Genomic DNA, 10,823 nt, shown 5'->3' on the forward strand with positions numbered 1-10,823 from the left:
TTTAATTAATAATTGCAACATATCCTTGGGTAAAGACGCAATTCATTGCGTCTCTACAAATAGTCTATTTGTCGCATTATTTTTTCAAATTGGTATTACTTACTCATCAATTTAAAGTTGACAGACTAGAAGAGTGTGTTACTCTAACTTTTAATTACAAATTATTTTAATCCTTTCGATTTCCGAAACTCCTGGACAACATCTTTAACATTACGTAATTCTCCCTCAACTAAATAGTTTAACTGTCGCATTTCATCTGCCGAAATCTTTCCAGCGAGGGAAGCGATCGCTGTTCTTAATTCGGGATATTTTTTTAAAGTTTCTTGTCGAACAATTGGTGCAGCTTCATAAGGAGGAAAATATTTTTTATCATCCTTTAGCACCACTACATCCAAGCGGGAAATCTGCCCATCTGTGGAACTACCCGCCACCATATCCACTTGTTTTTGAATCAGAGCACGATATACTAAACCCAAGTCCATAATTTGGGGAGGTTTAGCAAAAAGTAACCCGTAGGTTTTAGCTAATCCCGGAAAACCATCTTCCCTTTCCAAAAATTCATAGCCAAAACCGCCGCGCCACTGAGGTGTATATTGAGAAGCTTGGGAGAGAGTTTGAATATTATTACGCTTGGCATCTTCACCCCGGATAATCATCGCAAAAGTGTTTTCAAAACCTAAGCTTGGCATGACTTCCAAATTAAATTGCTGGGCATAAAGTTGTTTTAACTTCTGATAAACTTCTTTAGGGTCATTAACTGCTTTTTGCTTCAAAATTCCAGTAAAAGATGTGCCTGTGTACTCAATATACGCATCAATTTTTCCAGAAGTAATAGCACTATGACAGATGAAAGAACCACCCAAACGGAAACGACGTTCCACTTTTAAATTAGTTGTCGCCTCAATTTGCTCTGCTAAAAGTTCACCTAAAATATCTTGTTCGGTAAAATCTTTGGAAGCAACAATAATATTAGCACCGTTATTACTATTTAAATTCGGCGTGCAGCCAGTGATTACCAATAACAAGGCAAAACTTAAAAAGCAAAGTGTAAAAAATCTTTTCATTAATTTTTAATTTTTAATTTATTCTCCATCCAGCCAATTGTGAAGTCAGCCAATAATGCAATTGCCGCCGCCGGAACTGCACCAGCTAAAATTAACTGATCGTTCACTACTGATATACCACGAAAAATAAATACTCCCAAACCACCAGCCCCAATTGCTGCGGCAATAGTTGCAATACCAATGGCAATTACTGTTGCGAGTCGCACACCTGCTAAAATTACTCCCAGTGCCAAGGGTATCTCAACTTGTAATAATAATTGTCTGTCTGTCATTCCCATGCCTCTCCCAGCTTCTCTAATCGCTGGATCGACACTAGTAATACCTGTGTAAGTGTTACGAATTATCGGCAGCAAGGAATATACAGTCAGGGCAACAATTGCTGGTACTGCACCAATTCCGCCAATTATAGGAACAGGAATGAGTAAGCCAAACAGCGCCAAACTGGGAATAGTTTGGAGAATATTCGCTATGCCGAGAATTGGTTGACGGAGATAGGTTTTACGTGTAATTAAAATACCTAATGGAATGCCTACAAGTATGGCAATTCCGATTGCAATGCCTACTAAAAATAGATGTTCAAGAGTATGCTGAAGAATTTCTGGGGCATACTTAACCAGGAAGAAATTTTTCATAAAGTATCTTGCAGAGAACGCAGACATTGCAGAAAGGCGAGGCTTTCTGGGTGTTGCGATCGCATAAATTCATCTCTCGTCCCCAATACTACCAATTCTCCGCCAGACATTAAACCAATTCTCGATGCCAACACAAAGGCTTCTTGAATATCGTGGGTAACAAACACAACAGTTTTGCCTAACTCTTGCTGCAAATGCCGAAACTCTTGTTGCAGTTCTAGCCGCGTAATTGGATCGAGTGCGCCAAAGGGTTCATCCATCAACAACACTGGCGGATCTGCTGCTAAAGCCCTCGCTACCCCGACTCTTTGCCTTTGTCCTCCTGAAAGTTCGTGTGGATAACGCCCAGCAAATTGTGCTGGTTCTAAGCCTACCAATTGCAACAGTTCATAAACCCGCGTTTTAATTTGTTTGGGTTGCCAACCTTCTAAAGATGGGACTAAACCCACATTGCGTTCGACAGTGAAATGGGGAAATAAACCAATTTCTTGAATGACGTAACCAATTTTTCGTCGCAGTTTAATTTCATTCCATTGAGTTGTGGGAATGCCATCAAATAAAACTTCGCCTTGTGTAGGTGTAAATAGGCGATTAATTAACTTCATTGTCGTGGTTTTGCCGCTACCACTGCGTCCAAGTAATACTAATGCTTCTCCTTGGCGGATGGTGAAATTGAGATTTGACACCAATGGGCGATGGTTGCGGCTAAAAGTGACATCGCGGAATTCGACGGCGGTTTGGTTATTTTGGGGCATGAGTGGCTTTTGGGGGACGCTAGCTATTGTATTATGTGCTGATTTTGCTAGGGCGCTAACGCCCAATTTGCTTTTCCTCATTGGCTTAGACCATTTTAGTCTGCTATTGCGAACACCGCTCACGTTAAATTAGTCTGAGTGGCGATTTTCTCCAAAGTAGGGAGTACCTAAAGCTTTCGGGGGTGTAGATTTCCCCATTAATCCCACTAATGCTAATAAAGCGATCGCATAAGGTAGCATAACTAAAAATTGGTAAGGGATATTTGCCCCTAATGCCTGAATTCGCAGTTGTAAAGCTTCTGTAGCCCCAAACAGCAAACAAGCCAAAGCACTACCTACAGGATGCCATCTGCCAAAAATTAATGCTGCGATCGCAATAAATCCTTTACCAGCACTCATCCCCTCGGCAAAAAATCTTACTTGTACCAAAGTTAAATAAGCACCTCCTAAACTCACAAGACAACCACTAATCACCACAGCAATATAACGGACAAATGTTACGGAAATTCCAGATGTGTCAGCAGCTTTCGGAGATTCACCCACTGCCCGCAATGTCAGTCCAAAGCTAGTTTTAAATAAAATGTATCTAGTTAAAATAACTAAGATAAATAATAAATATACTAAAAAATCTTGCTGAAATAGTAGCGCCCCTATCAGGGGAATATTGGCTAAACCAGGAATAATAATTGCCCCGATTCCAGGTAACTCCTGTGTACTACTGCCACTAAACACTAATCGGGACAAAAACGATGTTAACCCAGCTGCGATAAGATTAATTGCTAGCCCAGATACCAATTGATCGACACGCAAAGTTACACACAAAATAGCATGGAGTAGTCCGACTAATCCCCCTGCAATCAAGGATGCAAGGATACCAAGCCAGGGATTATTAGTGTAGAAAGTAGCCACAGTGCTAGTAAAAGCACCTGTAAGCAACATCCCTTCTAAGGCGATATTTAACACTCCTGATCGTTCCGAGTACAATCCTCCAAGGGCTGCAAATGCTAAGGGGACGGCTAGACGCAAAGTAGCTATTAAGTAATCAGAGAAGAAGTTGAGATTATTCATAGAGTTATTTTTTAACGCAGAGGTTCGCAAAAGAAAGCGCAAAGTTTCGCAGAGTTTTCTCTGTGTTAAACCTTCGCGCCCCTCTGCGTTTTTATTCTTATCTCTCTTTCGACTGCGAGACTGATAGCAATAAACAACACCATAAACCCCTGAATCGCATAAACTACAGTTACCGGCACACCTGCACTACGCTGCATCACATTCGCACCACTGCGAAGCGCTGCAAAAAACAAAGAAGTCAATACTACACCGATAACACTACCACGACTTAAAAAAGCGATCGCAATGGCATCAAATCCATAACCTGGGGAAACTTGTTCAAATAGCCGATATTTCAACCCCATCACCTCACAACTTCCAGCTAACCCAGCTAAACCACCTGAAGAAGCCATCACCAGCATAATGGTACGTTCAACAGATATGTGGGCATAACGGGCGGCAATCGGGTTAAATCCCACTGCTGTAATTTGATAACCTAGTGGCGATCGCACTAATAATACCCATAAAATACCTGCGGCAATTAAACCGAATAAAATCCCAGCATGGGCGAGGCTTTGGGGTAATATAATCGGCAAACGCGATGTTTTAGCAATTAATGGCGAATAAGGACTAGGCGCACCTACTGCCATTAATGGATTTTGGACGAGGTAGCTAACTAAATTCACGGCGATATAGTTAAGCAACAATGTAGTAATTACCTCATTTACTTTGCGCATTGCTTTGAGATAACCAGGAATCAAACCCCAAACTGCACCAAAGAAAAATCCTGCCAAAAGTGCTAAGGGAATATGAATCACTGCAGGTAATCCTTGCACGTATAACCCAATTAAAGTACTTCCCAACGCACCCAGATAAATTTGTCCTTCTCCACCGATATTAAATTGCCCAGCCCGCAATGCTACTAACACGCCTAAGCTAGTGAACAATAGCGGTGTCATTTTGGTGAGGGTGTTACCAAATCCAAAGTAGGTAGAGAGAGATTCTTGAAATAAAATGCTGTATGCAGTGATGGGATTTGCCCCAGCAATTAGCATGAGGATAGCACCGACGATGAGAGCGGAGGCAATCGCAATCAGCGGTGATAGGATTGGTAAGAGAAATTTCATGCGATTACTTGCGATCGTTAGGTTTGGAGGTATGATTTCCTATACAGTTTATTCACTCCTCAAAACTGGATCAAATTGAACAATTCATCAGACATCTATCAGGTTAATTTTGTTCTGACTGTTCTGCTGATTTTGAAATGCTGGAATCTCATCAGCAGTTAAAGTCACAACCTTTCCATTTTGCATAATACTAATGGATTGACCAAGCTGGCGATGTCTTTCAATTGCTGCTGCAATTGCGGCTTTGACTCCAGCATCAATTTTGCTTGATAAAAGCTCTAATTCTTGTTCAGCCATTTTTCTGTCCTTTAATTTGATTCCAAATTGCATTTTCATAAACAACAATTTGTTGACCACGACGATACTCAGCTACTAACCTAGTATCATTGTTAGAGTTATCATAGATAATCCAGCGATCGCACAAAGATAAGTATAAAGAAATCAAATTTATTCGCCCTCGTTGGTAGCGTCTACGAATAACATCTTCTGGAATCGAGTGTCCACCACTAGCAACCCTTACTGCTACTCGTTCTACTGCCAAGTCAACGCTTTGTAACCAAAAGTATATTAAGTTAATTGTGTAGTCTTTTGCTCTACAATCAATAATAAAAGGTGCAAAACTTCTAGCTGCTAGCGTCATTTCAAAAGCAAAATCACTACCTGAATTAGATAATGTCCGCAGTCGCATAATCATTAACCTTCCTGCTTCCATAGCCATTGAATCGGGATTTAATGGAGATAGTCCAGCAGCAATAGCATCTGCATTTACGTACTCAAAACAGTCTAGAAAATTCGGTAACAAACTCATTGAAACAGTAGTTTTTCCTGAACCATTTGCACCACCAATGATCTAAAGACTCGGCATACAAATTTTGTATAATTAAATTTCTCCTCTCCGTGTTATTTTATCTCCCCGTCACCGTATCCCCCCACCCATCAATAAACCAATTTCTTCCACCTTCGCCGTGGCTGCATCCAAAATAGCCACAAACTCACCTCTGTAGATTACGGCAATGCGATCGCTCATTGCGATCACTTCTTCTAACTCTGTAGAAATATACAAAATTGCGGCACCGCGATCGCGTTCTGTTAATATTTGAGACTGGACAGCTACTGTTGCCCCTACATCTAACCCCCTTGTGGGTTGCATGGCGATAATTAAAGCTGGTGTTAGCGCCAGTTCTCGCGCTAACACCACTTTCTGTTGATTTCCTCCCGAAAGCTGACTTACCTTGATATCTTTCCCAGTCGCCCGAATGTCAAACTCTTGCATTGCAGCTTGGGCACGATTATCGATCGCTTCTTGTTGTAACAAAAAACAGCGACAAAATGGCAGATATTTAAAAGCTTTTAAAATTAAATTTTGGGCAATGCTAAATTGCAACACCAATCCCATTGTCTGCCTATCTTCTGGGATGTAGCCCACTAAGGAATGCTTGGGCGTAAACTCGATTTTACCTTGCTTAATAGTCTGCAAAAGAGCAATGGCATCAGCTAATTCTCGTTGTCCATTACCATCTACACCAGCAATTCCTAAAATTTCTCCTGCCCGCAGTTCAAAAGATACATTATTTACAACAGGAATATTTCTTTCATCAGCAACTTGTAAATTTTGCACTGATAGGATGATTTCTCCTGGTAATGTAGGACTTTTATTTAACTGTAAAGCTACTTCCTGTCCTACCATCAATGTTGCTAACTGCTGAGGTGTCGCCGCTTCAGTTGATGTTGTTGCTACTACCTTTCCCTGGCGTAAAACTGTTACTGAATCACAAAGATTCATTACCTCTTCTAATTTATGACTGATAAAAATGATTGTATTGCCTGCGGCTGCTAATTGGCGCAAGATAGCAATTAATGATTCTACTTCTGGCAGTGTCAAAACTGCTGTAGGTTCATCAAGAATCAACAATTTTGCTCGACGGTAGAGAACTTTGAGAATTTCTACGCGTTGTTGTGCCCCAACAGATAAATTTTCAACTTTGGCATTAGGGTCAATTTCTAATCCATAAGCTTGGGATAATGCGGCAATTTCTTGCTGTTTATATTGTAAATTTAGCCGCCAAGTTTTCTCCGTCCCTAAGATGATATTTTCTGTAACAGTCAATTGGGGTACAAGCATGAAGTGTTGGTGAATCATGCCAATACCTAATTTAATTGCCTCATTTGGTGAGGTAATTTTTATTAGTTGTTCTTGGAGATAAATCTCACCAGCATCAGGTTGATAGAGTCCACTAATAATATTCATTAAAGTACTCTTACCTGCACCATTTTCACCTAGTATTGCATGAATAGTTCCAGATGCAACAGAGAGATTGATATTGTCGTTAGCAATAAAAGACCCAAAGCGTTTGGTAATATTTTTTAAGTGTAAATAGTTCATATAGCACTTCTCGTTTGCGTGAGGTACATCCGTAGGGGCACGGCAGTGCCCATAGGTGTTAACTTCAGCTAAAATCTCCTGACTGCATGAGTTTTGCCCTCACCCCCAGCCCCTCTCCCAAATTGAGAGAGGGGAGGATAATTCTCCAATTTCCCTTCTCCCAACATGGGAGAAGGGGTTAGGGGATGAGGGCATTATGTTGTCGTTTTCTTCACGCAGCGCGTATCCTTACCAGCCTCTTTGCAGTCTTCAAAAACGATTTTTTTATTAACAATTTCTTGCTTTACATTCAATACCTTTTGCTTTACTGCCTCCGGTATGATTGCTCCGAATTTTCCTAAAAATAAGATATCTGTTCTTTCTAGCCCAATTGTATATATTTGTCCTTTGATTTGTTTTTGTTTGGCTAATTCTGCTATATAAACTATAGCTAAGTCTAAGCGTTTGACAGCGCTGGTTAAGACAGCTTTTGGTGCAACATCTAATTGATCTTTAGTGTTACCAAAAGCATATACTCCTTTTTCACCTGCTGTTTGTAAGACTGCGGCTGAGGCATTATCTAACCATTGATAGATGACATCAGCCCCGGAAGAAATTAATGCTAGAGTCGCTTCTTTGGCTTTGGCAACATCATTCCAATCACCTGTAAAAGTAGAAGTAATTTGGATATTTGGTTTAACAGACTTTGCTCCTAATTCAAATCCCCGCAGTTCTCCTTCGGTTGCGGGAAACTTCTCTCCAGTAATATAAGCTAATTTATTAGATTTAGTAACAGAAGCACCGATTAAGCCACATAAATAACTAGCTTGTAGGTGATCTATTCGTAAAGAAGCAATATTCTCAGCCTTGAGATTACCATTTACTCCCACAAAAAATGTGTTGGGGAACTGTGAGGCGACTTGTTCAATTGCGGCATCAAATTGTCCGCCATGCGCGAAGATGAGATTGTAACCTTTACGAGCAAAATCTGTTAATACTTCTGTTTGATCTGCTTGTGCTACTTTTTCGACATAGGCAGTTTCTGCACCTAGCTTTTGTTTTGCTAGATTGATTCCTTCATAACCAGATTGATTCCAGGCTTTATCGGTAATCATTCCAGGGAGAGCGATCGCTATTTTAAACCCTTCAGTACCACCCGTTGGTGTCGTTGGCTTATTACTGCAAGCTTGCAGCAATAAACTAGTACCAAATCCTGCTGAACCGAGCAAGATAAATTTACGCCGACTAAAGTTTGTTGTCATACCTCGCCTTCAGATAGATAACTATTTGAGTTATTTCAACACTCTAAAGTCGTAGGTGGTATTTTGGAAACAATTTCTCCCGGATTTCTCAAAAACGCGATAAATCGCCGTCTCTTGCCCTACTCCTGTATTCTATGCAGTTTTAGTATTTTCATCAGATGCTTGTTCTGCAACATTTTTCAAGCGACTCGACCTAATTTTGCGGATGCGATCACTATAGCGAACACCACCCGCCATCTCATATTCGCGGCTGTCTTTGCCGTATTTGATACCAACCACCATCAGCATCTTTTCAGAAAGCTGACTCAAGTTTTTTTCCATCTCTTCAATTTCAGTTTTAGAAGAGTCAACTACAGACAGAGCAGTATTATAAACATCAATTTTGTTGCGTAACTGGTCGATTGACTCAATTAGTTTTTCCAAACTATAATTTTCATCAAATTTGATGTTTGGAACAATCGATTTTAGTCCGGCGGATCTTAACTGAGCTTTTTCTAAAATACGGGATGTACGTTTTTTACGAGACATAAAACTACTCCTTTAAAATGCTTATAGAGCTAGCTTGCCTCAATTAATGTGGATTCTGGTTCAGCAAAACTCACAATTTTTGTAATAAATTTTTCAAGTTATAGCAGTAATTTTTCGTAATTTAATTACTGAATGTTGGTATTTATAGAGATAATTATCTAAGCTTCATCAAAACTTTAAGGAAAGCTGCTCCCACAAGTTGCAAAGCTGCTCCCGTAAGTTGCAAAGCTGCTCCCGTAAGTTGCGAAGCTGCTCCCGTAAGTTGTGAAGCTGCTCCCATAAGTTGCGAAGCTGCTCCCATAAGTTGCGAAGCTGCTCCCATAAGTTGCGAAGCTGCTCCCATAAGTTGCGAAGCTGCTCCCATAAGTTGCGTAGCAGCTCCCATAAGTTGCGTAGCAGCTCCCGTAAGTTGCGTAGCTGCTTCAGTATGTTGGGAAGTGAGTAAGCAGCAATTTGTTGCTAGATATCGCTGTGTAAGCAGAGCAACAACAGGCGATCGCCATTACCATATCGTTTGAACAAGATATTGTATAATTTGCCGATCAATTGTCACAATTGGCAAATTCTCTGAATGCGAGGAGAACTGGTATTTGTGAGGGCGACTAGACGTGCAACTGGAATCCCCTGTTGAGCAATTACGACTTCTTCACTGAGCAGTACTTGATTGAGAAGTTCACTAAATTTGGCGGTTGCTTCAGTAACGTTGACAGTGATAGTCATCTGCCTTGGTAATTAATTCCTAATATTCTTTACGATAACACTAGATGGGTGGGCGATCGCGATCGCAAGTTAGACAAATCCAATTGCTGCGCCGTACCACACAAGCGTGAAATTTAGATGCATTTTTCCTGAAACACAACTCAAAGACTTTCAGTTTGACAAAAATATAACTGTTAAAATCAGCATAATGGTGTCAAAATGCGAAATAATACACCCAATAGGAGAAAAATGCCAGCCATTGTTAAATTACAACTCTCCTTAGAAACTTTAGCAGAAGCAATATCTTCTCTTGATTTAACAGAAAAACGTCAACTTCAAGAGCTAATTGAGCAACAAATTTTTGAAGCCGAAGAAGCGTTATACGAAGATGATGCAGAAACACTGGCAGAAATTGAAGCAGTTCGCGCTGAGTATAGCAATGGTGAGTCCGTGACTATAGATGAATATCTTGCTAACCGCTCAGAGCAGAGATAATGAGTTATGCGATCGCTATTTCAAAGTCGGTACAAAAGCAGATCGATAACTTGCCAAATGATATTGCTCTGCGTGTTATTGAGAAAATCCAATATCTTGCTTCGGAACCACGTCCCGATGGAATTGTCAAGTTAAAAGGTTCTGATAACGAGTATCGTATTCGGATAGGTGATTATAGAGTTCGTTATGAAATTGATGATGAAAGTCAACTCGTACAAATTTTGCAGTGCAAGCATCGGAAAGATGTTTATAAAAAAAGTTAGTTGAGATATGCTCAACGGAAATGCGATCGCCTAGTGTTTTGTAGGAAAGACCAATATAGGCGATCGCACTTCGCTTAAAACTATAGATCCTGCATCCCCTTATACCAATTGACCAAAATCACGCTACAGATGCAAGTTAAATCTAACTCTCTTAAATTACAAATTACGAACTTGTACTGAGCGTAGCCGAAGTATTACGAATTACAAATTATTTCCACCATCGCCCCACATCCACAATCGCACGAGCAATTTCTAATATTGCTGCTTCACCACCTAATGCAAAGATAACTGGAACCCATACTTTGATATCTTGCAGCAAATTAGGACGAGTGCGAAGGGATAGTTCATGAAGCGAATCTTGCCAAAGTAAAAAAAGTTCGGCAGCTGGCGTTTGTGATGAACTGTCAGCTAAGGTACTCAAGGTATTGGCACGAGAAGACTCATTCTGAATCGTCTTTGCTGCTGCTAAGGCTTCTAAAAATAACTCTGGTGGTAGATTCTTAGCTAAGGCAGTCAAGGCGTTGGCACGAGAAGACTCATCCTGAATCGCCCTTGCTACTGCTAAGGCTTCTGAAAATAACTCTGGTGG

Annotated in this window: 15 protein-coding genes; 2 read left to right on the plus strand and 13 right to left on the minus strand. The window is 40.5% G+C overall.

Features of this window, described 5'->3' with window-relative positions:
- Positions 1-161: 161 nt before the first annotated feature.
- The 12 genes from V7K60_RS12725 to V7K60_RS12780 all read right to left on the minus strand — a co-directional run bounded on the left by V7K60_RS12725 (position 162) and on the right by V7K60_RS12780 (position 9,497).
- Entirely contained in the window at positions 162-1,064 is a 903-nt protein-coding gene (locus V7K60_RS12725; RefSeq protein WP_334925979.1) for a glycine betaine ABC transporter substrate-binding protein, read from the minus strand.
- Positions 1,064-1,696 (minus strand): ABC transporter permease, encoded by a 633-nt coding sequence (locus V7K60_RS12730; protein ID WP_334925981.1) that lies wholly within the window; start codon positions 1,694-1,696, stop codon positions 1,064-1,066. The genes V7K60_RS12725 and V7K60_RS12730 overlap by 1 nt, the downstream gene beginning before the upstream one ends.
- Positions 1,693-2,451 carry an ATP-binding cassette domain-containing protein gene (locus tag V7K60_RS12735; RefSeq protein WP_334926007.1) on the minus strand — a complete coding sequence of 253 codons (759 nt, stop codon included), beginning with the start codon at positions 2,449-2,451 and terminating at the stop codon, positions 1,693-1,695. Before V7K60_RS12735 ends, V7K60_RS12730 begins: the two co-directional genes overlap by 4 nt.
- Positions 2,452-2,580: 129 nt before the next feature.
- Positions 2,581-3,519, minus strand: coding sequence for an ABC transporter permease (locus tag V7K60_RS12740; RefSeq protein ID WP_334925983.1), 939 nt, complete (start codon positions 3,517-3,519; stop codon positions 2,581-2,583).
- Positions 3,520-3,584: 65 nt separating this feature from the next.
- Positions 3,585-4,625 (minus strand): ABC transporter permease, encoded by a 1,041-nt coding sequence (locus tag V7K60_RS12745; RefSeq protein WP_334925985.1) that lies wholly within the window; start codon positions 4,623-4,625, stop codon positions 3,585-3,587.
- 87 nt (positions 4,626-4,712) lie between these two features.
- A complete protein-coding gene (locus V7K60_RS12750; protein WP_099102553.1) occupies positions 4,713-4,922 on the minus strand; it encodes a hypothetical protein in 210 nt (69 codons plus the stop codon).
- Entirely contained in the window at positions 4,915-5,475 is a 561-nt protein-coding gene (locus tag V7K60_RS12755; protein WP_334926009.1) for a zeta toxin family protein, read from the minus strand. Before V7K60_RS12755 ends, V7K60_RS12750 begins: the two co-directional genes overlap by 8 nt.
- Positions 5,476-5,541: 66 nt before the next feature.
- The gene (locus tag V7K60_RS12760) at positions 5,542-7,008 is read right to left on the minus strand and encodes an ABC transporter ATP-binding protein (protein ID WP_334925987.1); all 1,467 of its coding nucleotides are present in this window, start codon (positions 7,006-7,008) and stop codon (positions 5,542-5,544) included.
- A 194-nt stretch (positions 7,009-7,202) separates the two neighbouring features.
- Positions 7,203-8,249, minus strand: a complete 1,047-nt coding sequence (locus tag V7K60_RS12765) for a BMP family protein (RefSeq protein WP_334925989.1) — start codon at positions 8,247-8,249, stop codon at positions 7,203-7,205.
- A 132-nt stretch (positions 8,250-8,381) separates the two neighbouring features.
- Entirely contained in the window at positions 8,382-8,777 is a 396-nt protein-coding gene (locus tag V7K60_RS12770; protein WP_334925991.1) for a hypothetical protein, read from the minus strand.
- Between the two features lie 154 nt (positions 8,778-8,931).
- Positions 8,932-9,162: a hypothetical protein gene (locus V7K60_RS12775; protein WP_334925993.1), complete on the minus strand. Its 231-nt coding sequence runs from the start codon at positions 9,160-9,162 to the stop codon at positions 8,932-8,934.
- A 164-nt stretch (positions 9,163-9,326) separates the two neighbouring features.
- Positions 9,327-9,497 carry a type II toxin-antitoxin system Phd/YefM family antitoxin gene (locus V7K60_RS12780; RefSeq protein ID WP_334925995.1) on the minus strand — a complete coding sequence of 57 codons (171 nt, stop codon included), beginning with the start codon at positions 9,495-9,497 and terminating at the stop codon, positions 9,327-9,329.
- 228 nt (positions 9,498-9,725) lie between these two features.
- Between V7K60_RS12780 and V7K60_RS12785 the strand changes: the two genes are divergently transcribed.
- Both V7K60_RS12785 and V7K60_RS12790 read left to right on the plus strand, forming a co-directional pair.
- Positions 9,726-9,971: a hypothetical protein gene (locus V7K60_RS12785; protein ID WP_334925997.1), complete on the plus strand. Its 246-nt coding sequence runs from the start codon at positions 9,726-9,728 to the stop codon at positions 9,969-9,971.
- Positions 9,971-10,234, plus strand: coding sequence for a type II toxin-antitoxin system RelE family toxin (locus tag V7K60_RS12790; RefSeq protein WP_334925999.1), 264 nt, complete (start codon positions 9,971-9,973; stop codon positions 10,232-10,234). The genes V7K60_RS12785 and V7K60_RS12790 overlap by 1 nt, the downstream gene beginning before the upstream one ends.
- Positions 10,235-10,442: 208 nt before the next feature.
- Here the strand turns inward: V7K60_RS12790 and V7K60_RS12795 are convergent.
- A partial coding sequence (locus V7K60_RS12795; protein ID WP_334926001.1) for a hypothetical protein occupies positions 10,443-10,823 on the minus strand: 381 nt, incomplete at its 5' end.

The sequence above is a fragment of the Nostoc sp. genome, assembly GCF_036917555.1.
In the GTDB taxonomy this organism is placed as follows: domain Bacteria; phylum Cyanobacteriota; class Cyanobacteriia; order Cyanobacteriales; family Nostocaceae; genus Nostoc.

What these genes read in the sequence shown, in the direction of transcription:
- V7K60_RS12725 (WP_334925979.1), bottom strand. Translation starts at nt 1,064, where the DNA reads ATGAAAAGATTTTTTACACTTTGCTTTTTAAGTTTTGCCTTGTTATTG.
- V7K60_RS12730 (WP_334925981.1), bottom strand. Translation starts at nt 1,696, where the DNA reads ATGAAAAATTTCTTCCTGGTTAAGTATGCCCCAGAAATTCTTCAGCAT.
- V7K60_RS12735 (WP_334926007.1), bottom strand. Translation starts at nt 2,451, where the DNA reads ATGCCCCAAAATAACCAAACCGCCGTCGAATTCCGCGATGTCACTTTT.
- V7K60_RS12740 (WP_334925983.1), bottom strand. Translation starts at nt 3,519, where the DNA reads ATGAATAATCTCAACTTCTTCTCTGATTACTTAATAGCTACTTTGCGT.
- V7K60_RS12745 (WP_334925985.1), bottom strand. Translation starts at nt 4,625, where the DNA reads ATGAAATTTCTCTTACCAATCCTATCACCGCTGATTGCGATTGCCTCC.
- V7K60_RS12750 (WP_099102553.1), bottom strand. Translation starts at nt 4,922, where the DNA reads ATGGCTGAACAAGAATTAGAGCTTTTATCAAGCAAAATTGATGCTGGA.
- V7K60_RS12760 (WP_334925987.1), bottom strand. Translation starts at nt 7,008, where the DNA reads ATGAACTATTTACACTTAAAAAATATTACCAAACGCTTTGGGTCTTTT.
- V7K60_RS12765 (WP_334925989.1), bottom strand. Translation starts at nt 8,249, where the DNA reads ATGACAACAAACTTTAGTCGGCGTAAATTTATCTTGCTCGGTTCAGCA.
- V7K60_RS12770 (WP_334925991.1), bottom strand. Translation starts at nt 8,777, where the DNA reads ATGTCTCGTAAAAAACGTACATCCCGTATTTTAGAAAAAGCTCAGTTA.
- V7K60_RS12775 (WP_334925993.1), bottom strand. Translation starts at nt 9,162, where the DNA reads ATGGGAGCTGCTACGCAACTTATGGGAGCAGCTTCGCAACTTATGGGA.
- V7K60_RS12780 (WP_334925995.1), bottom strand. Translation starts at nt 9,497, where the DNA reads ATGACTATCACTGTCAACGTTACTGAAGCAACCGCCAAATTTAGTGAA.
- V7K60_RS12785 (WP_334925997.1), top strand. Translation starts at nt 9,726, where the DNA reads ATGCCAGCCATTGTTAAATTACAACTCTCCTTAGAAACTTTAGCAGAA.
- V7K60_RS12790 (WP_334925999.1), top strand. Translation starts at nt 9,971, where the DNA reads ATGAGTTATGCGATCGCTATTTCAAAGTCGGTACAAAAGCAGATCGAT.